The 22,798-nt window shown below is 55.2% G+C and carries 23 protein-coding genes and 3 pseudogenes; 17 read left to right on the forward strand and 9 right to left on the reverse strand.

Going from position 1 to position 22,798, the window contains the following annotated elements; genetic code table 11:
- Window positions 1–2: 2 nt before the first annotated feature.
- Window positions 3–1,418: a chromosomal replication initiator protein DnaA gene (dnaA, locus tag LQK91_RS18760; protein WP_003849649.1), complete on the reverse strand. Its 1,416-nt coding sequence runs from the start codon at window positions 1,416–1,418 to the stop codon at window positions 3–5.
- Window positions 1,419–2,015: 597 nt separating this feature from the next.
- Between dnaA and rpmH the strand changes: the two genes are divergently transcribed.
- The 6 genes from rpmH (at window position 2,016) to LQK91_RS18790 (ending at window position 6,713) form a co-directional block, all read left to right on the forward strand.
- Complete coding sequence (rpmH, locus tag LQK91_RS18765) at window positions 2,016–2,156, forward strand: 50S ribosomal protein L34 (RefSeq protein WP_003849659.1); 141 nt, start codon at window positions 2,016–2,018, stop codon at window positions 2,154–2,156.
- A 14-nt stretch (window positions 2,157–2,170) separates the two neighbouring features.
- Window positions 2,171–2,530 (forward strand): ribonuclease P protein component, encoded by a 360-nt coding sequence (gene rnpA / locus LQK91_RS18770; RefSeq protein ID WP_008926396.1) that lies wholly within the window; start codon window positions 2,171–2,173, stop codon window positions 2,528–2,530.
- Complete coding sequence (gene yidD, locus LQK91_RS18775; protein WP_008926397.1) at window positions 2,494–2,751, forward strand: membrane protein insertion efficiency factor YidD; 258 nt, start codon at window positions 2,494–2,496, stop codon at window positions 2,749–2,751. The genes rnpA and yidD overlap by 37 nt, the downstream gene beginning before the upstream one ends.
- Before the next feature lie 2 nt (window positions 2,752–2,753).
- Window positions 2,754–4,400, forward strand: a complete 1,647-nt coding sequence (gene yidC / locus LQK91_RS18780; RefSeq protein WP_003849663.1) for a membrane protein insertase YidC — start codon at window positions 2,754–2,756, stop codon at window positions 4,398–4,400.
- Between the two features lie 92 nt (window positions 4,401–4,492).
- The gene (mnmE, locus tag LQK91_RS18785; protein WP_039658654.1) at window positions 4,493–5,857 is read left to right on the forward strand and encodes a tRNA uridine-5-carboxymethylaminomethyl(34) synthesis GTPase MnmE; all 1,365 of its coding nucleotides are present in this window, start codon (window positions 4,493–4,495) and stop codon (window positions 5,855–5,857) included.
- A 265-nt stretch (window positions 5,858–6,122) separates the two neighbouring features.
- Window positions 6,123–6,713: a malonic semialdehyde reductase gene (locus LQK91_RS18790; protein WP_003849667.1), complete on the forward strand. Its 591-nt coding sequence runs from the start codon at window positions 6,123–6,125 to the stop codon at window positions 6,711–6,713.
- Between the two features lie 43 nt (window positions 6,714–6,756).
- Here the strand turns inward: LQK91_RS18790 and LQK91_RS18795 are convergent, their stop codons facing one another.
- A complete protein-coding gene (locus LQK91_RS18795; protein WP_039658651.1) occupies window positions 6,757–7,224 on the reverse strand; it encodes a helix-turn-helix domain-containing protein in 468 nt (155 codons plus the stop codon).
- Window positions 7,225–7,556: 332 nt separating this feature from the next.
- On the opposite strand from LQK91_RS18795, the gene LQK91_RS18800 reads away from it, so the two are divergent.
- Window positions 7,557–8,306 (forward strand): 4'-phosphopantetheinyl transferase family protein, encoded by a 750-nt coding sequence (locus tag LQK91_RS18800; protein ID WP_003849671.1) that lies wholly within the window; start codon window positions 7,557–7,559, stop codon window positions 8,304–8,306.
- A 37-nt stretch (window positions 8,307–8,343) separates the two neighbouring features.
- Here the strand turns inward: LQK91_RS18800 and LQK91_RS18805 are convergent, their stop codons facing one another.
- On the reverse strand, window positions 8,344–9,657 hold the full coding sequence (locus LQK91_RS18805) for an NCS2 family permease (protein ID WP_008926398.1): 1,314 nt from the start codon (window positions 9,655–9,657) through the stop codon (window positions 8,344–8,346).
- A gap of 151 nt (window positions 9,658–9,808) precedes the next feature.
- Between LQK91_RS18805 and yieH the strand changes: the two genes are divergently transcribed.
- Together yieH and LQK91_RS18815 are read left to right on the forward strand one after the other, a co-directional pair.
- Window positions 9,809–10,468, forward strand: coding sequence for a 6-phosphogluconate phosphatase (yieH, locus tag LQK91_RS18810; protein WP_039658648.1), 660 nt, complete (start codon window positions 9,809–9,811; stop codon window positions 10,466–10,468).
- A gap of 13 nt (window positions 10,469–10,481) precedes the next feature.
- Window positions 10,482–11,414 (forward strand): GlxA family transcriptional regulator, encoded by a 933-nt coding sequence (locus LQK91_RS18815; protein WP_105099998.1) that lies wholly within the window; start codon window positions 10,482–10,484, stop codon window positions 11,412–11,414.
- Here LQK91_RS18815 and LQK91_RS18820 read toward each other — a convergent pair.
- Complete coding sequence (locus LQK91_RS18820; protein WP_003849679.1) at window positions 11,399–12,394, reverse strand: acyltransferase; 996 nt, start codon at window positions 12,392–12,394, stop codon at window positions 11,399–11,401. The two genes, LQK91_RS18815 and LQK91_RS18820, sit on opposite strands and share 16 nt — an antisense overlap.
- A gap of 220 nt (window positions 12,395–12,614) precedes the next feature.
- Here LQK91_RS18820 and glyQ point away from each other — a divergent pair, with 220 nt between their 5' ends.
- The 5 genes and pseudogenes from glyQ to LQK91_RS22120 all read left to right on the forward strand — a co-directional run.
- Window positions 12,615–13,526, forward strand: coding sequence for a glycine--tRNA ligase subunit alpha (gene glyQ / locus LQK91_RS18825; RefSeq protein ID WP_003849680.1), 912 nt, complete (start codon window positions 12,615–12,617; stop codon window positions 13,524–13,526).
- 9 nt (window positions 13,527–13,535) lie between these two features.
- Window positions 13,536–15,605 (forward strand): glycine--tRNA ligase subunit beta, encoded by a 2,070-nt coding sequence (gene glyS / locus LQK91_RS18830; RefSeq protein WP_003849682.1) that lies wholly within the window; start codon window positions 13,536–13,538, stop codon window positions 15,603–15,605.
- 99 nt (window positions 15,606–15,704) lie between these two features.
- Window positions 15,705–16,413: pseudogene (locus LQK91_RS18835) on the forward strand (polymorphic toxin type 25 domain-containing protein); the annotation flags it as partial.
- Window positions 16,400–16,861 (forward strand): hypothetical protein, encoded by a 462-nt coding sequence (locus LQK91_RS18840; RefSeq protein ID WP_105099999.1) that lies wholly within the window; start codon window positions 16,400–16,402, stop codon window positions 16,859–16,861. The pseudogene LQK91_RS18835 and the gene LQK91_RS18840, both read left to right, overlap by 14 nt.
- Before the next feature lie 28 nt (window positions 16,862–16,889).
- Window positions 16,890–17,011, forward strand: a pseudogene (locus LQK91_RS22120) (VENN motif pre-toxin domain-containing protein); the annotation flags it as partial.
- 585 nt (window positions 17,012–17,596) lie between these two features.
- Here LQK91_RS22120 and LQK91_RS18845 read toward each other — a convergent pair.
- Complete coding sequence (locus LQK91_RS18845) at window positions 17,597–17,806, reverse strand: SymE family type I addiction module toxin (RefSeq protein WP_003849685.1); 210 nt, start codon at window positions 17,804–17,806, stop codon at window positions 17,597–17,599.
- 384 nt (window positions 17,807–18,190) lie between these two features.
- Between LQK91_RS18845 and LQK91_RS18850 the strand changes: the two genes are divergently transcribed.
- Together LQK91_RS18850 and LQK91_RS18855 are read left to right on the forward strand one after the other, a co-directional pair.
- Window positions 18,191–18,475 carry a damage-inducible protein J gene (locus tag LQK91_RS18850; RefSeq protein WP_033743358.1) on the forward strand — a complete coding sequence of 95 codons (285 nt, stop codon included), beginning with the start codon at window positions 18,191–18,193 and terminating at the stop codon, window positions 18,473–18,475.
- Window positions 18,472–18,771: a type II toxin-antitoxin system RelE/ParE family toxin gene (locus LQK91_RS18855; protein WP_003849691.1), complete on the forward strand. Its 300-nt coding sequence runs from the start codon at window positions 18,472–18,474 to the stop codon at window positions 18,769–18,771. The genes LQK91_RS18850 and LQK91_RS18855 overlap by 4 nt, the downstream gene beginning before the upstream one ends.
- Window positions 18,772–18,907: 136 nt before the next feature.
- Here LQK91_RS18855 and LQK91_RS18860 read toward each other — a convergent pair whose 3' ends face one another.
- The 3 genes and pseudogenes from LQK91_RS18860 to LQK91_RS18870 form a co-directional block, all read right to left on the reverse strand.
- Complete coding sequence (locus LQK91_RS18860) at window positions 18,908–19,519, reverse strand: glutathione S-transferase (RefSeq protein ID WP_003849694.1); 612 nt, start codon at window positions 19,517–19,519, stop codon at window positions 18,908–18,910.
- A gap of 21 nt (window positions 19,520–19,540) precedes the next feature.
- Complete coding sequence (gene fdhE, locus LQK91_RS18865; protein WP_003849696.1) at window positions 19,541–20,464, reverse strand: formate dehydrogenase accessory protein FdhE; 924 nt, start codon at window positions 20,462–20,464, stop codon at window positions 19,541–19,543.
- Window positions 20,464–20,898 (reverse strand): annotated as a pseudogene (locus LQK91_RS18870) (hypothetical protein). Before LQK91_RS18870 ends, fdhE begins: the two are co-directional and overlap by 1 nt.
- Before the next feature lie 227 nt (window positions 20,899–21,125).
- On the opposite strand from LQK91_RS18870, the gene fdhD reads away from it, so the two are divergent.
- Window positions 21,126–21,950 (forward strand): formate dehydrogenase accessory sulfurtransferase FdhD, encoded by an 825-nt coding sequence (fdhD, locus tag LQK91_RS18875; RefSeq protein WP_039658642.1) that lies wholly within the window; start codon window positions 21,126–21,128, stop codon window positions 21,948–21,950.
- Here the strand turns inward: fdhD and LQK91_RS18880 are convergent.
- A complete protein-coding gene (locus LQK91_RS18880) occupies window positions 21,947–22,723 on the reverse strand; it encodes a DeoR/GlpR family DNA-binding transcription regulator (protein WP_003849703.1) in 777 nt (258 codons plus the stop codon). The genes fdhD and LQK91_RS18880 overlap by 4 nt on opposite strands.
- Window positions 22,724–22,798: the final 75 nt, after the last annotated feature.

Here is a 22,798-nt window from a genome sequence, read left to right on the forward strand (position 1 = left end):
CGTCAGGAAGATAATGTTCTGATGAGATTAGAGAAATCTTCTTTGATATCGTGGCTCTCTTCACGCAGCTGCTCAATCTTGCGGCAGGCATGAAGCACCGTTGTGTGGTCGCGACCCCCAAAAGCGTCGCCAATTTCTGGCAAGCTGTGGTTCGTCAACTCTTTCGCCATCGCCATCGCCATCTGGCGCGGACGCGCTACCGAGCGCGAACGGCGTTTGGAAAGCAGATCTGCCACCTTAATCTTGTAGTACTCAGCCACGGTCTTCTGAATATTATCGATGGTGACCAGCTTTTCCTGCAGCGCCAGCAGATCGCGCAGCGCTTCACGCACGAAGTCGATGGTGATCGCCCGACCGGTAAAGTTAGCATTGGCGATGACGCGGTTCAGTGCACCTTCCAGTTCACGCACGTTAGAGCGCAAACGCTTGGCAATAAAGAAGGCAACTTCACCCGGCAGACGGATGTCGTTCTCATCCGCTTTTTTCATCAGGATCGCCACACGCGTTTCCAGCTCAGGCGGCTCGATCGCCACCGTTAAACCCCAGCCGAAGCGCGATTTAAGACGATCCTCTACACCGTTGATCTCTTTGGGATAGCGATCCGAGGTGAGGATGATCTGCTGATTGCCTTCTAATAAGGCATTAAAGGTGTGGAAGAACTCTTCCTGTGAGCGCTCTTTATTCGCAAAGAACTGAATGTCATCGATCAATAGCGCATCCACAGAACGGTAGTAGCGTTTGAACTCTTCAATTGCATTGTTCTGCAGCGCTTTAACCATATCCTGTACAAAACGCTCGGAGTGCATGTAAACCACTTTTGCATTGGGTTTGCGGGCAATAATGCCGTTGCCCACCGCATGCAACAGGTGCGTTTTACCGAGACCCGTGCCGCCATACAGAAAAAGTGGGTTATAAGCGCCGCCTGGATTATCCGCCACCTGACGTGCCGCCGCGCGCGCCAGCTGGTTGGATTTACCTTCAACGAAGTTATCGAAGTTATGACGGTTATTCACATTCGAGCGGTAAGTGACGTCGGCCGGAGCCGGGACATTATCCCAGCTGGGACGCATGATCTGCGCCGGGGCCGGACGAATATGGCTCTGTACGGGCATCACGGGCGCGCTGACGCTGGCCATGACGGGCTGGCTGACCGCTGCCGCTTGCTGCTGAACCGGGCGCGTACCTACTTCAAAACGCAGTGCAGGCACGTTTGGACCACAAAATTCATTTAGCAGTGCGTTGATGCTATTAAGGTATTTGTCCCGAACCCAGTCGAGTACGAAGCGATTTGGAGCATACAAGGCAAGCGTATTGTCGTTTAACTCAGCCTGGAGTGGACGGATCCACATGCTGAATTCGGTGGCAGGAAGCTCATCCTGCAAACGGGCAAGACACTGTTGCCAAAGCGTAAGTGACACGGCGGACTCCACTCGTACAAATTCGAAAAGAATAGTAGGCGTTACTCTAAGAAACGTTCATTTTTGACACAGACACTAAGAAAGCGCCTGCGACCGCTATCAGCGGTTTTCCGTCCTGCAATCACCGGAGGATCGTCAGCGGAAGGGCGGATCATAGCGCAAAGCGAGGCAGAGATCTCCCCTTTCTACACAGTTTTGATCCTTTTTATCCACAGGCCAGAGGCGCGCAAAGAAGTTTACGCCAGTTGCGGGAAAAACCAGCAGAGATCTGACGCAATAGATGAAAATTTCGGACGTTATCTCATTTTATCCCCAGGATCCGGTGAGCCGATCGCAATAAGATCCCGCGCGATCCTTGCGCTTTAGTGCGGAGCCCGTATAATTCTCCACCCGACATTGAGCCATCAGGCGCAAAGTCGGGACTCTGCGGGCTGTATGCGGGTTTTCAGGCACTATGACACGCGAAGTAAATTGACTCGGGACTGTACAATTATTACAATCCCGCCTCTTTATTAAAGACACATTGAGGCGTAGGTCGATTTTCTGGCCCGAAACGCGTCACCCAGTGAAAATTTTCAAGTTTAGGTAGAAACCGCCATGAAACGCACTTTTCAACCGTCCGTACTGAAGCGCAACCGTTCACACGGTTTCCGTGCTCGTATGGCAACAAAAAATGGTCGTCAGGTTCTGGCACGTCGTCGTGCTAAAGGCCGTTCTCGTCTGACCGTTTCTAAGTAATAAAGCAAGCCCTGATGGGTAAGCTCGCATTTCCCAGGGAGTTACGTTTGTTAACTCCCACTCATTTCACTTTCGTCTTCCAGCAGCCACAACGGGCTGGCACGCCGCAAATTACTATTCTCGGCCGCCTTAACGCGCTGGGGCATCCCCGCATCGGTCTCACCGTCGCTAAAAAACATGTGAAACGCGCTCATGAACGCAACCGGATCAAGCGATTGACCCGCGAAAGCTTTCGTCTGCGTCAACATGAACTGCCGTCGATGGACTTCGTGGTGGTCGCGAAGAAGGGGGTTGCCGATCTGGATAACCGTATGCTGGCGGAAGCGTTGGAGAAATTATGGCGTCGTCACTGTCGCCTGGCGCGCGGCTCCTGATCGTCCTGATACGCGTCTATCAACGCGGTATCAGTCCATTACTGGGACCACACTGTCGGTTTCACCCGACCTGCTCTCATTACGGAATTGAGGCATTACGCAGGTTCGGCCTGATAAAAGGCAGTTGGTTGACATTAAAACGCGTATTAAAATGCCACCCCTTGAACCCGGGTGGTGACGATCCTGTGCCGCCAAAAACCTTTGATACCAGAGAACATTAACGATGGATTCGCAACGCAATCTCTTTCTCATCGCTTTTCTGTTCGTGACCTTTATGATCTGGCAAGCCTGGCAGACGGACCACGCTCCGCAGCCACAGCAGACGCAGACCACACAGGGCACCAACAGCGTAGCGGGTGATGCCGCCAGTCAGGGTGTACCGGCCAGCGGTCAGGGCCAGACGATCACCGTTAAGACTGATGTCCTGTCATTGAATATCAACACCCGAGGCGGTGATGTTGAACAAGCACAGCTGCTGACTTTCCCGGACAAACTGGGTTCAGACCAGCCGTTCCAGCTGCTTGAAACAACGCCAGCATTCCTTTATCAGGCTCAGAGCGGTTTAACCGGTCGTAATGGCCCGGATAACCCGAACAACGGTGCACGTCCGCTGTTCAACGCTGCACAGAATCACTTCGAGATGGCTGATGGCCAGTCCGAACTGCGTGTGCCGATGACCTATACCGCTGAAAATGGCGTGGTTTATACCAAAACCTTCATCTTCAAGCGTGGCGAATATGCCGTTAATGTCGATTATCATGTCAACAACACCACGCAGCAGCCGCTGGAAGTGTCGTTGTTTGGCCAGCTGAAGCAGACGATTGATCTGCCAAAGCATCGTGATACCGGCAGCAACAACTTTGCGCTGCACACCTTCCGTGGTGCGGCCTACTCCACCAGCGAGTCGAAATATGAGAAGTATAAATTCGACACTATCGCGGACAACGAGAACCTGAACGCGACCACCAGCAATGGCTGGGTGGCGATGCTGCAACAGTACTTTGCGACGGCATGGGTTCCGCGTACCGAAGGCACCAACACCCTTTACACCAGCAACCTGGGTAACGGCGTTGCGGCAATTGGCTATAAATCTGCACCGGTCACCATTGCCGCAGGCGCACAGCAGAATCTGGGTGCAACGCTGTGGGTCGGCCCGGAAATTCAGGACAAGATGGCCGCGATTGCGCCGCACCTTGATCTGACCGTGGATTACGGCTGGTTGTGGTTTATCTCTCAGCCGCTGTTCAAACTGCTGAAATTCATCCACAGCTTCATCGGTAACTGGGGCTTCTCCATTATCGTGATCACCTTCATCGTGCGCGGCATCATGTACCCGCTGACTAAAGCGCAGTACACCTCGATGGCCAAGATGCGCATGCTGCAGCCGAAAATTCAGGCGATGCGTGAGCGTCTGGGTGATGACAAGCAGAAGCAGAGCCAGGAAATGATGGCGCTGTATAAAGCAGAGAAAGTGAATCCGCTGGGTGGCTGTCTGCCGCTGGTGATTCAGATGCCAATCTTCCTGGCGCTCTACTATATGCTGTCAGGCTCGGTTGAACTGCGTCATGCCCCATTCGTTCTGTGGATCCATGACCTGTCAGCGCAGGACCCGTACTACATCCTGCCGATTCTGATGGGCATCACCATGTTCTTCATTCAGAAGATGTCACCGACCACCGTGACCGATCCGATGCAGCAGAAGATCATGACTTACATGCCGGTGATTTTCACCGTGTTCTTCCTGTGGTTCCCGTCAGGTCTGGTGCTGTACTACATCGTCAGCAACCTGGTCACCATTCTCCAGCAGCAGCTGATTTATCGCGGCCTGGAAAAACGTGGTCTGCATAGCCGCGACAAGAAGAAAGCGTAAGCGATTCAGCGCGGGAGTCATCCCGCCCTTAAATAGTCTATTCTCAGGCGGTCAAAGCGACCGCCTGTGTTTTTTGTAGCGAGAGAAAATTTATGAGCCACAGCGATACCATTGTTGCCCAGGCAACACCGCCTGGACGCGGCGGCGTAGGCATTCTGCGCGTCTCTGGCGCCCAGGCGGCAGAGGTTGCCCGCCAGCTGCTGGGTAAACTGCCTAAGCCGCGTTACGCCGATTATCTGCCGTTTACCGATAGTGACGGCAGCGTGCTGGATCAGGGCATTGCGCTGTGGTTTCCTGGCCCCAACTCCTTTACCGGCGAAGATGTGCTGGAGCTGCAGGGGCACGGCGGTCCGGTTATTCTTGACCTGCTGCTGAAGCGCATCGTGACGCTGCCTGGCGTGCGTATTGCCCAGCCGGGTGAGTTTTCTGAGCGGGCGTTTCTGAATGACAAGCTCGATCTGGCGCAGGCCGAAGCGATTGCCGACCTGATTGATGCCAGCTCTGAGCAGGCGGCACGGTCAGCGGTCAACTCGCTGCAGGGCGCGTTCTCCACCCGCATCAATCATCTTGTGGAAGCCCTTACTCATCTGCGGATTTATGTCGAAGCGGCTATCGACTTCCCGGATGAGGAGATCGATTTCCTTTCTGACGGCAGAATCGAAGCACAGCTGAATACGGTGATCGGCGACCTGGATGCGGTCCGCGCCGAAGCGCGTCAGGGCAGCCTGCTGCGTGAAGGGATGAAAGTGGTGATTGCGGGCCGGCCTAATGCGGGTAAATCGAGCCTGCTGAATGCGCTGGCGGGCCGTGATGCCGCCATCGTTACAGACATTGCGGGCACCACCCGCGACGTCTTACGTGAGCATATTCATATCGATGGCATGCCGCTGCATATCATCGACACCGCCGGTCTGCGTGAGGCCAGCGATGAAGTTGAACGTATCGGGATTGAGCGTGCCTGGCAGGAGATCGAGCAGGCTGACCGCGTGCTGTTTATGGTCGATGGCACCACCACCGATGCCACCGAAGCAGCGGCTATCTGGCCCGATTTTGTCTCCCGTCTGCCGCCGGAACTGCCGATTACCGTGGTCCGCAACAAAGCAGACGTCACCGGTGAGCCTCCCGGTCTGACAGAAATAAACGGTCATTCACTGATTCGTCTGTCGGCACGTACCAGTGAAGGCGTTGATGAACTGCGTGATCACCTGAAGCAGAGCATGGGATTTGCAGGCAACATGGAAGGCGGCTTCCTGGCACGCCGTCGTCATCTCCAGGCGCTGGAGCTGGCGGCAATGCACTTACAGCAGGGCCGAGCACAGCTGCTCGGTGCCCGGGCGGGTGAGTTACTGGCCGAAGAGCTGCGTGTTGCTCAGCAGGCGCTGAGTGAAATCACCGGCGAGTTCACCTCTGACGATCTGCTGGGTCGTATCTTCTCCAGCTTCTGTATTGGTAAATAGCCTCACTGGCCTGATGGCGATACGCTGTCAGGCCTGATTTCCCGCCTCGCGCTATCTTCTGCTATTCCCGCCTCTGCGTTCATTCTTGCTGATAAGTTATTTTGCGACGGCACCGCGTTGTCGTATAACGGTAGACGCGCCGATCTGACGGCGGCTACAGATTGCGGTGAATGATCCCCGCCTCATCCAGCCGCGTCGGGCCGGGCGCAAATCCACAACGTGAACACCCTTGGGCGAAGCTTTTCGCCTGTAACAGGAGAGTTACATGAGTACACCGCTCGACACTGCCGCACTGGACACGCTGTTTAATGACGCCCGCACTCACAGTTACTGGCAGGATAAGCCTGTCGATAACGCCCTGCTGGAACAGCTCTATGCCTTAACGGCACTGGGCCCGACCTCGGCGAACTGCTCGCCAGCGCGTTTTGTTTTCGTAACGTCTGCGGAAGGCAAAGAGAAGCTGAAACCGGCACTCTCTTCCGGCAATCTGGACAAAACCATGAGCGCGCCGGTCACGGTGATAGTGGCCTGGGATCGCGAGTTCTATGAACAACTGCCCGCGCTGTTCCCGCATGCGGATGCGCGTAGCTGGTTTACCGGCAGCCCGGAAGCGGCGAAAGAGACGGCTTTCCGTAACAGCAGCCTGCAGGCAGGTTATCTGATTCTGGCGGCTCGCTCGCTGGGTCTGGATGCCGGTCCGATGTCCGGTTTTGATCCGGCCAAAGTCAATGACGCGTTTTTCCCGGACGGTCAGTATCAGGTTAACCTGCTGATCAACCTCGGATATGGTGACGCATCAAAACTGCATCCGCGTCTGCCGCGACTGAGCTTTGATCAGGCGAGCCGCTTCGCCTGATGCTCTCCGCGTCGCGATTCAGTTCGTGACGCGGATCACCGCATTAACGGCGCAGCATTTTCTGCAGGCGCTTTTGCTGCCAGCGCTGCGTCAGACCATGAAACACAAAGGTCCGCATCGCCCGGACAATCAGCAGCGCTCCCCAGATTGCCGCAACCCAGAGCGACCAGTGATCATCCGGCGCCGTCACATGATTCAGGACGAACAGCAGTCCGCAAACCACCACCGCAGTAATCAGTGAACGGTAAAAGCGTGCTTCACCGGCGATCCTGCTGCGCGCATCAGTAATCCGCTGATCCAGCGCCAGATCCTCGCCGTTCTGCGGACCGGTCAGATCAGCAACGTTCACCTCAAAGACGGCAGCCAGCGCACTCAGGGTTTCCAGTCCCGGCCGCTCACCATTTTCAATACGCTGCACGGTGCGGGTGCTCAGTCCCGCCATTTCTGCCAGCTGTTCCTGTGACCACGCCCGTGCCAGGCGATGTTCTTTAAATCTGTTGATGCTGCTCATTCTTATTCTCCGAAGTAACAGACAGGAAGGAAAAGTGTGCGGCGGAACGTCCGGCAGTAACACGATCCTGACCCGACAGCAGCCTGACACCCGCATGACAGCAGTGTCGCAGCTACGCTGGCTGCCCGCGGGATGGCTAACCAGGCACGCGCATCAAACCCGGTTCTGCTGAGGGTGTCCCCTGATGAAACACCATTCGCCAGTTCTGACCCTCACGACGCCGCTCATCCTATTCTGAATTTAAACTAATGTTCGCGTTGACGGATGCAATGTGTTAAGAAAATTCCTACAATGCTTCTGATGATTATCTGACCATTTTCACGGAGCGACAGATGGCTGGTCATTTTGTACGCTGGACGGGCGACCCCGGCTTCCCGGCGAAAGATATGTGTATTCCCCAGGCGATTACCGACACGGCACAGCAGTTTGCTGACAAACGCCGTGGGCGATTTCTTGCCGCACGAACCCTGCTGGCACAGCTTATGCTGCGGGTTTATGGCATTCAGACACTGCCGCGCCTGATTATCCAGAGCAATGGACGTCCGGTGTTTGCTGACAGCGAACTGCCCGATTTCAGTATCGCCTATGCGGGAAATACGGTGGGCGTCCTGTTGGCCGAAGAAGGAGGACGTGCCGGTCTGGATATGGAGATCGTTCATGCGCGGAGCCGTCAGACGCAGGAGCAGCTGATTCAGGGATTCACCTCGGGCGAGATCGCCTGGATTAATGCCCAGCAGGATGCCATGGAAGCGGTGACGCAGATCTGGACGTTGCGGCAGAGCATTCTCAAGCTGACGGGAGAGGGTGATCGGGGACTGGATTCGCTGCGGCTGTTGCCGGGAGCGGGTCGGCTGCGATCGTCACTTTATCCTGATATCCAGGTGGTGTGCGATGCGGAGCCTGTGCTGGTCTGGTCGTGCGCGCTGTCGTCTGCGACCCAGCGTCTGCACCTGTGGGAGATGGATAGCGACTTTCAGTGGCGCGGATTACGCGAAATCGAGATGGGTAAGCCCAACATCGGGCCTCTTGCCCTGCGGCTGACCAGCCTGCCCAGCGAGCGCAGCCTGCATCCTGAAATGTAAAAAAGCCGCAACCCGAAGGTTGCGGCCCTGAATGTGCTTAGTGCCCGTCCACAAAAACAATCTTCAGAACAAACAGCAGCGCAACAATCACTACGCAGGGGCTGATTTCACGCCAGCGGCCGGTGCCGAGCTTCATTACGCAGTAAGCGATAAACCCCAGCGCAATGCCTTCGGTGATGGAAAAGCTGAAGGGCATCATGGCAGCGGTCACAAAGGCCGGAACGGCTTCGGTCAGATCATCCCAGCGCACGCGCGACAGGCTGGCGGTCATTAACACGCCTACATAAATCAGCGCGCCCGCAGCAGCGTAGGATGGCACCATTGCGGCCAGCGGTGACAGGAAGGTTACCAGCAGGAACAGCAGGCCGGTCACTACGGCCATCAGCCCGGTACGGCCCCCAATCGCCACGCCCGACGTGCTCTCGATATAGGCGGTCACGGATGAGGTGCCCGCCAGCGCGCCACTCACCGAACTAATGCTGTCGACATAAAGCGCCTGCTGCATGCGCGGGAAGGTGCCGGTTTCATCGGTCAGTCCCGCTTTATCGGTAACGCCGATCAGTGTGCCGGAGGAGTCGAACAGATTGACCAGCATAAAGGAGAAGATCACCCCCGCCATGCCAATGTTGAATGCGCCTTTAATATCGACCTGACCGACTACAGACGTTATCGATGGGGGTGCTGAAAACAGGCCGACAAACTTCACGTCGCCCAGCATCCAGCCGATGCCGGTGGTGATCACCATTGAGATCAACACCGCTGCGTGGATATTGCGTGATGCCAGAATGGCGATAATAAAGAAGCCGAGTGCGCCCAGCAGGACGCTGTGCGAGGTCAGATTCCCTACCGCCACGAGGGTATCGGGATTTGGTACGATAATGCCGGCATTTTTCAGCCCCATCATCGCGATAAACAGGCCGATACCGGCGGTGATGCCAACGCGCAGGCTCAGCGGGATATTGGCAATCATCCAGTAGCGCACCCGCAGCAGCGTCAGGATCAGCAGGCCAACCGCGCCCCAGAAAATCGCGCCCATACCGACCTGCCACGAATAGCCCATCGCCCCGACCACTACAAAGGCGAAGAAGGCATTCAGCCCCATTGCGGGTGCCAGCGCCACCGGCAGATTAGCAAACAGTCCCATCAGAATGCTGCCGAAGGCGGCGATCAGACAGGTGGTCACAAACACCGCCTGGGTATCCATGCCGGCGACGCCGAGGATCTGCGGATTGACGAAGACGATATAGACCATCGTCAGAAAAGTGGTGATACCCGCGATCACTTCGGTGCGCACCGTGGTGCCATGTTCCTGCAGCCTGAAGATGCGCTGCAAAACGCCTTGCTTGCTCATGCCATCCATCCAGAAGAAAAAATCATCGGCGCGTATCCTGGCGATTTTACCGGGGCAATACAATGATTTTTCGCAACCGATTGCCAGTCTCGCAATCTGCGCTGAGTGCGGTAGAGTGTGGAATACACCCCGAATCGAAGGATAGAGTCTGATGTCAGTAGAATGCGTCTTTTTTGATTGCGATGGCACGCTGGTCGACAGTGAGTTGCTCTGTACCCAGGCCTACGTTAACACCTTTGCCCGTTACGGCCTGGCGCTGTCGCTGCAGCAGATGTTTGAAAAGTATAAAGGCGTCAAACTCTACGACATCATTCGTGACGTGGGCGATGCGCATCAGGTAACGCTGCCGATGGAAGAGGTGGAAACAGCTTATCGCGCGGAAGTGGCAAGACTGTTTGATCTGCAACTGCAGCCCATCCCAGGCGCGAAAGCGCTGGTTGAGCAGATAAAAGTGCCGATGTGCGTAGTCTCAAACGGAACCGTAAAAAAGATGCAGCACTCGCTGGGCTTAACCGGCATGCTGCCGCTTTTCGAGGAGCACCTCTACAGCGGCTATGACATTCTGCACTGGAAGCCCGATCCGGAACTGATGTACCACGCCGCAGAACAGATGCAGGTGCCGATTGAGCGCTGCATTCTGGTGGATGACTCCGAAGCGGGCGCCCGCGCCGGTATCGCCGCTGGCATTCCTGTCTACTACTACTGCGCTGACCCACACAACCCTGAACTGGACCACCCGCTGGTGACCCGCTTCGACGATATGGCGCAACTGCCTGCGTTGTGGCGCGCCCGTGGCTGGGATCTGGCGTAGCGCTGGCCACAATATGACTCGTACCGTCTGGTTTTTAACCCTGCCTGGCGTGATGGCGCTGGATCTGACCGGCCCGGCTGAGACGCTGCAGCTGGCGGGCGATCGCTTTTCGCTGCGCTATATTGGTCCGCAGCCGGAGGTGGTCTGCTCCACCGGCATGACCATTGGCGGCATCGAATCCTTACCGGAACAGTTGCCAGCAGGGAGCCTTCTGGTGGTGCCGGGCGTCTATGATTCGCAAATCTGTTATGCCACACCTCAGGCCGCAGAAGCACGCGACTGGCTGAGGCGCCAGAACGCCGCGCTGTGCGCGCAGACCTTTATGCTGGTCTGCGTCTGTTCGGGTGCGCTGCTGGCGGCGCAGGCGGGCATGCTCGATGACGTACTCTGCACCACTCATCATGATGTGATTGCCCGGCTGAAAGCGGCGGCTCCACGTGCACGGGTGCAGGAGAATCGGGTGTTTGTCGGGCATGAGAATATCTGGACCAGCGCGGGCATCACGGCCGGGATCGACCTGGCACTGCATCTGATCGCTCAGCTCTGTGATACCCCCACCGCGCTGGCGGTGGCGCGGGAAATGGTGGTCTGGTTTCGCCGCGCTGGTGACGACCCACAGCTTTCACCCTGGCTGCGTTATCGCAACCACATGCATCCGGCCATTCACCGCGCGCAGGATCTGATGATTGCCCATCCAGAGCATGGCTGGACGCTGACCGAACTGGCCGGACGCACCCACGTCAGCAGCCGCCATCTGGCGCGTCTGTTTCGTCAGCATCTGGGGATCAGCGTGCGGGAATACCATGAGCAGCTGCGGGTTGGCGTGGCCCGCCAGCGTCAGCAGCAGGGTGAGTCTGCCGAAAAAGCGGCGCTGGCGGCGGGGTTTTCATCGGCGCGCCAGCTACGACGCGCCCGCCAGCGTGAAGCCGATCAGCTGACGAAATGACGGGTATCGACGCGTTTCAGTGCCATCCCCAGCAGCAGGCTGCCGCCCAGCGTCAGCCCAAACACCCAGGGCAGGTCGAGCCAGGGACGCGACATATCATCGTAGTGATGCGTGCGCAGATAGTGAATGAAGAGCGCGTGAAAGCCGTAGATTGGCAGTGAATAACGGGCAATCAGCGTTAAACCGGGAAGAGTGCGCTGGTTCAGGCTGTTTTTAAACACGATCAGCAGGCTGATGGCGGCGATAAACACCAGCGGTCCGCAGTAAAGATACCAGGTATCGTTAAACGCGCCGTTGACGATCAGCGCCTTTTTCGTCCCCAGCGTAATACCAATCACACAGGCGATAAACAGTCCGGTAGCCAGCGGCGTCAGGCCGCGCCGGGTCGTATCCATGGTGCCAATCGCCCGTCCCAGCAGTGCATAGAGCAGGTAGTAAATGCTGTCACCGCTGACATAGAGGTTAACCGGCAGGAAATGAAACGGGCCCAGCGACTGACTGACCGTATTGGGGTTGGCGAGCACCGCCAGCACCAGCACCAGTAGCGCCACATAACGCGCCTGCACATTTTTTACCTGAATCAGCGGCGACATCAGATAGATGCCAATTAGCGCAAAGAAGAACCACAGGTGATAGAACACCGGCTTCTGCAGCATCTTCAGGATCGACCGTCCTTCGCTGATCGGCGTCAGCCAGGTGATATAGGCCAGCGAGACCGCGCTGTAGAACAGCAGACAGAGCACCAGCCTGACCATGTGGCGCGGCTGGGCGCTGCGTTCGCCGAAAAACAGATAGCCGGAGATCATAAAGAACAGCGGAACGCAGACGCGTGATGCCGAGTTCAGCAGATTCGCCACATCCCAGGTGGTGCCCGTCACCGCCATCGGCCCGGTGATATACCAGGTGGTGGTGTGAATCACGATCACCATCAGGCAGGCGACCGCGCGTAAATTGTCTATCCAGTAAATCTTCTGCGGCATGGCGTCCTCTTGCGCATCGCTCCGTGCGCCAAAGGGTAGTCAAATGCGACCAGAGCAACAACTGCTGCCAACAGGATTCAGAGGCATCTGTATGCCAGCGCCCGGAATCACCGCGAAAACGTGCCGGTTGCGCCTGGGATTTACGGCTGCACATCGCGCGGTCAAAGGGTATACTGTCGGCCTCTTTTTTTAATCTAACCGAAGCGCGTGCACACTCAACATGCAAAAGTTTGATACCAAAACCTTTCAGGGGCTGATCCTGACCTTGCAGGATTACTGGGCGCGTCAGGGCTGCACCATTGTCCAACCGCTGGACATGGAAGTGGGCGCTGGCACTTCACACCCGATGACCTGCCTGCGCGCACTCGGCCCGGAGCCGATCGCCGCCGCCTACGTGCAGCCATCACGCCGTCCTACCGATGGTCGCTACGGTGAAAACCCGAACCGTCTGCAGCACTATTACCAGTTCCAGGTGATCATCAAACCGTCACCGGACAACATTCAGGAGCTCTATCTCGGCTCGCTGAAAGAGCTGGGTATGGATCCGACGGTGCATGACATTCGCTTCGTGGAAGATAACTGGGAAAACCCGACGCTGGGTGCCTGGGGACTCGGCTGGGAAGTGTGGCTCAACGGCATGGAAGTGACGCAGTTCACCTACTTCCAGCAGGTTGGCGGCCTGGAGTGTAAGCCGGTGACCGGCGAGATTACCTACGGCCTGGAGCGTCTGGCGATGTATATCCAGGGCGTCGACAGCGTTTACGATCTGGTCTGGAGCGACGGCCCGCTGGGCAAAACCACCTACGGCGATGTGTTCCATCAGAACGAAGTGGAGCAATCCACCTATAACTTCGAATACGCCGACGTCGATTTCCTCTTTACCTGCTTCGAGCAGTACGAGAAAGAGGCGCAGCATCTGCTGGCGCTGGAAAAACCGCTGCCACTGCCCGCCTACGAACGCATTCTGAAAGCGGCACACAGCTTCAACCTGCTGGATGCCCGCAAAGCGATCTCGGTAACAGAGCGTCAGCGCTATATTCTGCGCATTCGTACCCTGACCAAAGCCGTGGCTGAAGCTTACTACGCCTCTCGCGAGGCAATGGGCTTCCCGATGTGCAATAACAAAAAGTAAGAGGCAGCCATGACTGAACAAACCTTCCTGGTGGAGATCGGCACCGAAGAGCTGCCACCAAAAGCCCTGCGCAGCCTGGCAGAAGCCTTTGCCGCGCAGGTCACCGCTGAACTGGATGCCGCCAACCTAAGCCACGGCGAGGTCAGCTGGTTTGCTGCACCGCGTCGTCTGGCACTGAAAGTGGCAAACCTGAGCGCCTCACAACCCGATCGGGAAGTGGAGAAGCGCGGTCCGGCTGTTTCCGCAGCGTTCGACGCTGATGGCAACGCCACCAAAGCCGCCGAAGGCTGGGCGCGTGGTAACGGCATTACTGTCGATCAGGCTGAACGCCTCGCCACAGATAAAGGCGAATGGCTGGTTTACCGCGCTCAGGTCAAAGGCGAAGCCGCTCAGGCGCTGCTCCCTGCGATGATTGCGACCGCACTCAGCAAGCTGCCAGTGCCCAAACTGATGCGCTGGGGCGACAGCGATGTGCAATTCGTTCGTCCGGTTCACACTGTGACGATGCTGCTGGGCGATGAACTGATCCCTGGCACCATTCTGGGCATTAAGTCAGACCGGGTTATTCGTGGTCACCGCTTTATGGGTGAAAGCGAAATCACGCTCGACAACGCCGATCAGTACCCTGATGTGCTGGAAAAACGCGGCCAGGTCATTGCAGACTATCAGGTTCGCAAAGCGATGATTAAAGCCGATGCAGAAGCAGCCGCACGTCGCTTAGGCGGCAACGCCGATATCAGCGACAGCCTGCTGGAAGAGGTGACCTCGCTGGTGGAGTGGCCGGTGGTCCTGACCGCGACCTTTGAAGAGAAATTCCTCAAGGTGCCTGCGGAAGCGCTGGTCTACACCATGAAAGGCGATCAGAAATATTTCCCGGTGTATGACAATGACGGCAATCTGATGCCGAACTTCATTTTCGTCACCAACATCGAGTCCAGCGAACCACGCCAGATCATCTCCGGCAACGAAAAAGTGGTACGTCCACGCCTGGCCGATGCGGAGTTCTTCTTTAACACCGACCGCAAAAAGCGTCTGGAAGATCATCTGCCGCGTCTGGAAACCGTCCTGTTCCAGAAAGAGCTGGGCACGCTGCGCGATAAAACCGACCGCATTCAGGCTCTGGCGGGCTGGATTGCCGGTGAAATTGGCGCCGATGTGAATCACGCCACCCGCGCAGGCCTGCTGTCGAAGTGTGACCTGATGACCAACATGGTCTTTGAGTTCACCGACACGCAGGGCGTGATGGGCATGCACTATGCGCGTCACGACGGCGAAGCAGAAGATGTGGCGGTCGCGCTGAACGAGCAGTATCAGCCGCGCTTTGCCGGTGATGATCTGCCGTCAAGCCCGGTTGCCTGTGCGCTGGCGATTGCTGACAAAATGGATACGCTGGCCGGTATTTTTGGCATCGGTCAGCATCCAAAAGGCGACAAGGATCCGTTCGCACTGCGTCGTGCGGCGCTGGGCGTGCTGCGTATCATCGTTGAGAAAAACCTGCCGCTCGATCTGCAAACCCTGACTGAAGAAGCCGTGCGTCTGTATGGCAGCAAGCTGAGCAACACCCGCGTGGTCGATGATGTGATCGACTTTATGCTGGGTCGCTTCCGCACCTGGTATCAGGAAGAGGGTCACAGCATCGACACGCTGCAGGCCGTTCTGGCGCGTCGTCCGACCCGTCCGGCTGACTTTGATGCACGCATGAAAGCGGTGTCGCACTTCCGTACGCTGGAAGCAGCCTCAGCACTGGCGGCGGCGAACAAGCGCGTTTCTAACATTCTGGCGAAATCGACCGAAACGCTGAATGAGAGCGTGCAGGCGTCGCTGCTGAAAGAGAACGAAGAGATCCAGCTGGCGACCTTTGTTACCGCGCTGAGCAGCAAGCTGCAGCCTTACTTCGCGGAAGGTCGTTATCAGGATGCGCTGGTCGAACTGGCTCAACTGCGTACCGCAGTAGACAACTTCTTCGATAAAGTGATGGTTAACGCCGACGATCAGGCGGTGCGGGTCAATCGCCTGACGCTGCTGTCAAAACTGCGTGAGCTGTTCCTGCAGGTCGCGGATATCTCGCTGCTGCAGTAATGTGATTAGCGGTGCGAAAAAGGGACGAGCAATCGTCCCTTTTTTTATGGGATTTTTTGGGCCGGGATAGCCTGAGTATACGTATGCTTTTTCGTAAGTCCGGGGGTTAAGCGTGACGACCTGAGCGAAGAGCAGCGGCAGACGATCAGCGCTCTGGGGACGCTGGCGGCGGGACTTGCGGGTGGAGTCGTGGGTGACAGTACGGCGGATGTTGTGGCGGGTGCTCAGGCGGGGGAAAATGCGATTGAGAATAACTCGCTCAATGATGGCTGGAACAGCATGTTGTCATCAGGAACAAATGATTACGGACTGACCGTAGGCTCGTGGAGTCAGTATGGCAAGGACAATAATCTGACACCAGAAAAAATTCAGGAAGGGATGAATCATATTGCTATTGGTGAAGGGCCTTCCTGGGGGACTGAATATAAGGTTAAACCTAATGGAAAAGTTGAAGTTTCAGGTGGCGTGGGACTTGCTTTGAAAAGAGGATATGAGATTAATAATGATTACTTCTCTATTTCTACAGGATACACTAAAGAATTTGGTATTAAGGCTGGAGCTTCAATCGGTATTGACTTTGGTCCATATTTCCCGGGATTGTTTGGAGACTTAAATCGTGATTATTCAACTAGCGTCGGTTTTGGTCCCGGTTCTGTAGGAAATGTCTGGCGGGAAAGATGGCATTGGTATTTCGTTTTCTACTGGACTGGGAATTGGTTTTACAGGTTCTGCTATTGATTCCTATGATAAAAAAATAGATATGAACGGTGACTCCACTAAGGAAATATACCGCTATGATTTCGAATGATATTATTTTCAATGTTTCATCCTTTATGTTGTTATGTTTTTTATTGTTATGGGGTGGTTGTTTTTTTATTTTTGTTTATAAAAATCTTGGTGGCGCTAAGGTAGGTAAGGACTCCATGCTTTATTTCAATTATATGTTTTTTAAACGGGATGCTTTATCAAACTGTGCATTGGTTTTTCTTGTTCTTGGATATATGTCTGCAGCGATAGCGGAGTATCGAAGGGGGGCGGATGAATTATTGTTAATGTCTAATTTTTCCGGAGGACTTGCATTTTTTCTTTTTGCATTGTACGGGAAGTATTTCCACCAAGGATTTACTGATGATAAAAGCCCCTTTTATTTCATAAAGGTTTTTTTGACAAAAACAGATCTATCCTTTGGCTCGATTTTTCTCTGGCTATCAAGACTGGCTTATACAGCATGGTTAATTGTAGTTCTTTGCAATTAAAAAGTAATCTTGCATTACACTATATTGCTGCCGGAAAAAGGTCGCAGAGCAGTTGCTGGAAATCGGGGTAAAAGCAGGGCCTGCCGGACTGGCCATTAAAGATGTAGCTGATAAAATGCCCTCCAATGACTGGAGCGTCTTGTCACCCTGTAGATAATGGATAACGATGAGATTATTGGGAAGTATCTGAGTTCGTTGCAGGATTAGTATGCCCATTTAAATACTGGTGGTGCTCAACTTGCAGGCACAGAAAACATTGGCAAACTGGTAAATCCAGTTCAGGATGAAAATAAAGGGACGTCGTTAGTTACGCCAGCTAGATCTGGTGAGCAAGTAGCAAGCCATACGGAGAATATTGAAGGCGCGCTGAATACGGATGGAAGTATTACGGAAACACCGATTGCGGAGCAGAATACGGCTGATCTGGCTTATTTATTTGAAGACAGTAAATATGTTCCTGGCCCTAAAGATGCTATAGGCGGCTTGAGAACACCAATGGATTTAAGTGATTCTAAAGCTCAATATTTCTTTAATAAATCAATTCAATTAGGTGAGCAGCGTTAAGTTGGAATGATTTTTTTGCATCTTTCTTTAAATCTGGATAGGTCGGTGGCCTTATCCTGGGTATCAGAATCTGTATAAAAATGTGGTTAAAGAAAAGAAAAAAGCAGAAATTCCCACCTGAATAAACACTCAATCCCGGCCTTTAAATGCCGGGATTTTTTTACCTGCCGATCACTCCTTAGCCAGCCGGATAATCAGTTGGCCCTGTTCGGCGATAATGCTGACTGGCTGGCCTTTGACGAATCCCCACTGCTCCAGCCATCGTCCTTTGATGGTCAGTTGAGGTAATGGATTCGGTCTGCCGCCGTTGGGGCGGTAACCGACGACGCTTTTACGTGCTTGGGGTACAGCGGGTTCTGACGTAGAATCTCTTCCAGCCATAATTAACTCCGATTCAGTTAGTTGTGGTCAGCGGGCTGTTGGTGTTCCACCACCTTCAGTCCGCGCTAAAAATCTCTCGTTACGTTCTTCCTTTACTGTTTTCTTCTGTTCACATATATATCGTCTGCTTCGTAAGTCTGCTGAACGCTAAGTAATAGATTGCGAGGCGTCTCTGGCAAACGAATTGTTTTTCACTTTGCCATTTCGTTTACATCTTCTTCTCAATATTCTTTTCAGCAACTGCAATCAGCCGCTTATTCATAATAGCGTGGTGATTTTCGGCATCACTATTGTCGGCATCACTATAAGAGTGGAATGGGGATGACAGAGAAAGGGATGACAGGCATGATGACAACACAAATGACACCACACGAGAGTCCGGCCATGAGCACTATCCACTTCAGAATCGATGACGACGTTAAACGACTCGCCATGCGGGCAGCCGAGCGCCAGAAGAAGACGCTGACTGAGGTTATGCGTCAGCGAGCGGAAGAGCTGGCTGCTGAAGAGCGGCAATATCAGGAGGGTAAACATGATGCATGGCTGGAAGAGCAAATAACGGCGGCGTTCAGTCGTTATGATGCCGGTGAAAGTGAGTTCATCAGTAACGATGAAATGAATGCCCGCATGGAAGAGCTGAAAGCGCAGGCCGCGCGGGGAACATTGTGATATCAGCCGTTCAATGGGAAAAACAGGCGCAGGCGGACAGGGAGACGATATTTCGTTATCTGTATCGTGAGGCTGGCGTACGGGTAGCCAGTGCAACAGACGTTAAGTTTATCCGTATGGCCAGTCTGCTTAGCGAAAACCCCCTGGCGGGCACGAAAGTCAGCACAGAAAAACAGCGTAAGCTGGCAGTCCCACGCTTTCCCTTTATCATTCTCTATGTGGCTGAAACAGATGGGGTTCGTATTCTGCGTATACTGCATACATCCCGAAAAATAACAGGCCGCTATCAAAGATAGTCAGCCAGTTACTTGTGTCTCAGAAAGTCAGATATAAGGACGTCCTCAGAAAGAACGGCGCGCTTCAGAGCTGGATTAGACAATTAGCCCCAAAACCGCATCTTTGAATCCAGCCACCTGCCAGCTACAGCACACATCACGCCGCAGGCGGCGTTGTCCGCGCAAAGCTCTCGCGCTGAAACAGCGTTTCCGCCAGCTTCACCAGCGCCGGTCGTTCGACACACCAGTTTGGCACCACGCGGCGGAAATTGAGATAGCCGATCATGCAGCCGGTGGCGATATCCGCCAGACTGAGCTGGCCGTTGTTCAGCCATTTTCCTTCAGCGGCCACGGCTTCCAGCATGTCGAGGCTGCGCTTAATCTTTTCACGATTACGCAGCAGGACCTCTTCGGACTGCAAATTACCCGGACGCATCTGCTCGCGAACAATCACCAGCGCAGCATCGCTGACGCCATCTGCCAGCTTCTCCAGCTGACGGATGTTGAGCGACTTAAGCGGATCGGCAGGCAGCAGGGCCGGCTCCTCACCGCGCAGTTCCAGAAATTCCGCGATGATGCTGGAGTCGAACCAGATTTGCTTATCGTCAGCGACCAGCGCCGGAACTTTGCCCAGCGGATTGTAGTGCGGCACGTGACTGTCATCGCTGTAAGGCGATGCATTAACGAATTCAAACGTGATGCCTTTTTCCAGCAGGATAATCGAAATCTTACGCACAAACGGGCTGGTATAGCTGCCAATCAGTTTCATCAGGTTCTCCGGATTCAGTGACTATTCGCCAGGAAACATAAAAGGATTGAGACTGCTGCGCGCGAAGCCTTCCTGCTCCATTTTTGCATCCAGTATCAGCGACGCCAGGTCATCGGCCACCGGTTCAATGGCCGGATCGTTCTCCTGATAGAGCATCTTCAGATAAGTGCCGCAGTCGCCACAGCTTTCCGCCTTCACGGCTGCTTTCTCGCTGCTGAGCGACCAGTAGTGCAGGTCACGGGACTGTTCGCACTGGGTACATTTGCTGCCCACGACATGCCATTCACTTTCGCACAGATTGCAGTGCAGATAACGCGCGCTTTCATGACTGCCCATATGAACGATGCTGGCGACCGGCATACTGGCGCAGACCGGACAGAACTGACGCTGATTCCCCATTTCAGCGTGTGCCTTACCGGGTATCAGGGCTGCCATCTGCGCCCAGTAGAGCGAGAGTGCTGCCCAGATAAAGGGCGCTTTATCGTTGCTCACCTGTGCATACTCGCCGGTAAACAGCGCACCGGCCAGTGTCTCCAGCTCTGTGGCTGAGGCCTTCTCCAGATTCTCCAGCACCGCCAGCGCCTGACCGCTCATCTCCGGCTTCAGCTCAGCAATCAGCGAGTGCAGCAGCCGTTGCCAGTGTGGATCGCGCGGCAGAGTATGGATGTTCAGCGGTGGCTTGCCCTCGCTGGCGCTCTGCGTCAGTCGGGCATGCAGATCGAGATGCAGAGGATGGTCATACAGCACAATTTCCTGCGCTTCAGCGATCACCGCCGCAAAGCGCAGATAATCGCCGAGTGGATTTTTCGCCGCAAGATCGCGCAGTCGCGCGGCACGACGGCTGTATAAATTTTTCAACCGTGGAAAAAGTAACGGCGGAATCATCTCCTCCGTTGTTTTTTCGCCTTTCTCCAGCGGATCCTGCGGGATTATACGAATACTCATCAGGGGCGTTTTTCCTGTTTTATTGGCGAATTACGCCGCTCACGATATCCACAAGGATAATGCTGTCTGGCTCATTAAGAGCATATTCAGCTTTCTACCCTCGCGGCCAGTGTGCCTCTGACCCATAATGCGGCATAAACGGGCACCATAATCACGATGATCAGCGTCACTGCCGAAACAGAATGCACAATCAGTGCCAGCCGACTCAGCGGAATGACAGAGGCATCTGAAAAGTACGGTCCCCGGATCACAATGCCGCTGGCAGGCGGCAGTACTAAGCTGATGATAGCAGTCCAGAACAGACTCTTCTGACCAAAGTTCTCTTTACGGGTGCCTCCTGCCTCTTTATTCACTGTAATCTGATGAATCTCTGGCCCGTTAAAGGGTAAGGCGACGGATCGGCGTGTGTTTCGGGTACCCCAAAACATCCGCATTAACACCCCAGTGATTTGCAGATTTTCCCGGCGTTAACACATGAAAAAGACCCTTTCTCATGGGGCCGCCAGCAGGCATGACGACAGTTATTTTCACTGAAGAAACCGCATCAATTGCCTCGCTGTTTATTTGCGCTCTCGGGGGCTAAAAGGCAGAATCAGAGCGCGTCTATGCTCTGCATTACCGGGCACCGAATGAGATCATCTCTTAACAACAGGTTATATTTTTGAAAGCTATCCAGCCTGATTCAGGCGAAGATTTAACAATTCAAACCGGCGTTAGCAGGACGCAGGTGTGGCAGCGCGCCAGTCTGACCGATGCACAGGATGACTGGCTGGCAGACGAAGTTCCGGTGGCGCTGGTCTATAACGGTATATCACACGTGGTGATGATGACCACGCCCAAAGACCTGGAGGCTTTTGCGCTGGGCTTTTCGCTATCAGAGGGCATTATCGACGCACCTGGCGACATTTTCGGCATGGATATTGTGCCGGGCTGTCACGGTATTGAGGTGCAGATTGAGCTGTCCAGCCGCCGCTTTATGGCGCTGAAAGAACAGCGTCGCGCGCTGGCAGGCCGGACCGGCTGCGGCGTGTGCGGTGTTGAACAGCTGGACCAGATTGGCAAGCCGCTCTCTCCGCTGCCGTTTACCCAGACCTTCGCGCTGGACCACCTGGATCGGGCGCTGGGCCAGCTGAAAGATTATCAGCCGGTCGGACAGAAAACGGGCTGCACCCATGCTGCTGCGTGGATCCAGCCTGATGGTCAACTGGCGGGTGGCTGTGAAGATGTGGGGCGCCATGTGGCACTGGATAAGTTGCTGGGTTATCGCAGTCAGGCTGCGTGGGGACCGGGCGCGGTGCTGGTCTCCAGCCGCGCCAGCTATGAAATGGTGCAGAAGTCTGCCATGTGCGGCGTGGAGATCCTGTTTGCGGTCTCGGCGGCGACCCGCCTGGCGGTTGAGGTGGCTGAGCGCTGCAACCTGACGCTGGTTGGATTCAGTAAACCTGGCCGCGCCACAGTCTACAGCCATCCTCAGCGTCTGCGTTAAACCACCATTACCGCTGGCAATGTCTGCTGCAACGCCTCAAGTGCGGCACCGTTGTCGCCGCCACTGTCAGTAATCAGCAGGGAGATCGCCTGCGGCGGCGCGTAAACCGTGCGGCTGACCACGCCGAGTTTGGTGTGATCGGCCAGCAGATAGCAGGCAGCGGATTGCTGCACCATTGCTCTGGCGATAGCCGCTTCGTGCGGGTGAAAACTGCTGCCACCGCACTCTGCGTCAATACCCACGGGCGACAGCAGCGCGACATCGGCTCGGTAGCGGATAATCTCGCCAACGGTGATTTCGCCGCGCGTCTGTTGCGCACCCGCCGACATCGTCCCACCCAGCAAAATAATCTGATTATTCAACGGCTGGTTTTCTTCTCCAGCGCTCAGTGCCAGCGCGGCCTGCAGGCTGTTGGTCACTATCGTCAGGCCGGAAAGGGCGTGTAACTCCTCTGCCAGCAGCGTGGTGGTGCTGCCCGCATCAAGAAACAGCGTCTGTCCGGGCTGCAGCAATTGCGCAGCGGCGCGGGCGATTGCGCGTTTCTCCCGGGTCTGGGTGCTGCGACGTTCCGTGAGCGGCGGTTCAGCCTGGGTTTCAATGGCCACCAGGCCACCGTGGACGCGGCGTGCCAGACCCAGCGCTTCCATCTCAATGATGTCGCGGCGCGCGGTTTCGCGTGATACCCCCAGCTCCCTGATAATGCGCTCGGTACTGACCTGGTTTAGCCGGGTCAGTAAGGCACGGATGCGATGAAGGCGCGTTTCCTGCAGCATAGAGAAATCCTTATAAAGCGCGAAGAGCATGGATGATACGCCAGTGACGCGAAAGATTCTGTCTGGATCAGAGAG

The organism is Pantoea sp. MHSD4 (assembly GCF_021043305.1).
In the GTDB taxonomy this organism is placed as follows: domain Bacteria; phylum Pseudomonadota; class Gammaproteobacteria; order Enterobacterales; family Enterobacteriaceae; genus Pantoea; species Pantoea eucalypti.

What these genes read in the sequence shown, in the direction of transcription:
- rpmH (WP_003849659.1), top strand. Translation starts at nt 2,016, where the DNA reads ATGAAACGCACTTTTCAACCGTCCGTACTGAAGCGCAACCGTTCACAC.
- rnpA (WP_008926396.1), top strand. Translation starts at nt 2,171, where the DNA reads ATGGGTAAGCTCGCATTTCCCAGGGAGTTACGTTTGTTAACTCCCACT.
- yidD (WP_008926397.1), top strand. Translation starts at nt 2,494, where the DNA reads ATGGCGTCGTCACTGTCGCCTGGCGCGCGGCTCCTGATCGTCCTGATA.
- yidC (WP_003849663.1), top strand. Translation starts at nt 2,754, where the DNA reads ATGGATTCGCAACGCAATCTCTTTCTCATCGCTTTTCTGTTCGTGACC.
- mnmE (WP_039658654.1), top strand. Translation starts at nt 4,493, where the DNA reads ATGAGCCACAGCGATACCATTGTTGCCCAGGCAACACCGCCTGGACGC.
- LQK91_RS18790 (WP_003849667.1), top strand. Translation starts at nt 6,123, where the DNA reads ATGAGTACACCGCTCGACACTGCCGCACTGGACACGCTGTTTAATGAC.
- LQK91_RS18795 (WP_039658651.1), bottom strand. Translation starts at nt 7,224, where the DNA reads ATGAGCAGCATCAACAGATTTAAAGAACATCGCCTGGCACGGGCGTGG.
- LQK91_RS18800 (WP_003849671.1), top strand. Translation starts at nt 7,557, where the DNA reads ATGGCTGGTCATTTTGTACGCTGGACGGGCGACCCCGGCTTCCCGGCG.
- LQK91_RS18805 (WP_008926398.1), bottom strand. Translation starts at nt 9,657, where the DNA reads ATGAGCAAGCAAGGCGTTTTGCAGCGCATCTTCAGGCTGCAGGAACAT.
- yieH (WP_039658648.1), top strand. Translation starts at nt 9,809, where the DNA reads ATGTCAGTAGAATGCGTCTTTTTTGATTGCGATGGCACGCTGGTCGAC.
- LQK91_RS18815 (WP_105099998.1), top strand. Translation starts at nt 10,482, where the DNA reads ATGACTCGTACCGTCTGGTTTTTAACCCTGCCTGGCGTGATGGCGCTG.
- LQK91_RS18820 (WP_003849679.1), bottom strand. Translation starts at nt 12,394, where the DNA reads ATGCCGCAGAAGATTTACTGGATAGACAATTTACGCGCGGTCGCCTGC.
- glyQ (WP_003849680.1), top strand. Translation starts at nt 12,615, where the DNA reads ATGCAAAAGTTTGATACCAAAACCTTTCAGGGGCTGATCCTGACCTTG.
- glyS (WP_003849682.1), top strand. Translation starts at nt 13,536, where the DNA reads ATGACTGAACAAACCTTCCTGGTGGAGATCGGCACCGAAGAGCTGCCA.
- LQK91_RS18840 (WP_105099999.1), top strand. Translation starts at nt 16,400, where the DNA reads ATGATTTCGAATGATATTATTTTCAATGTTTCATCCTTTATGTTGTTA.
- LQK91_RS18845 (WP_003849685.1), bottom strand. Translation starts at nt 17,806, where the DNA reads ATGGCTGGAAGAGATTCTACGTCAGAACCCGCTGTACCCCAAGCACGT.
- LQK91_RS18850 (WP_033743358.1), top strand. Translation starts at nt 18,191, where the DNA reads ATGAGCACTATCCACTTCAGAATCGATGACGACGTTAAACGACTCGCC.
- LQK91_RS18860 (WP_003849694.1), bottom strand. Translation starts at nt 19,519, where the DNA reads ATGAAACTGATTGGCAGCTATACCAGCCCGTTTGTGCGTAAGATTTCG.
- fdhE (WP_003849696.1), bottom strand. Translation starts at nt 20,464, where the DNA reads ATGAGTATTCGTATAATCCCGCAGGATCCGCTGGAGAAAGGCGAAAAA.
- LQK91_RS18880 (WP_003849703.1), bottom strand. Translation starts at nt 22,723, where the DNA reads ATGCTGCAGGAAACGCGCCTTCATCGCATCCGTGCCTTACTGACCCGG.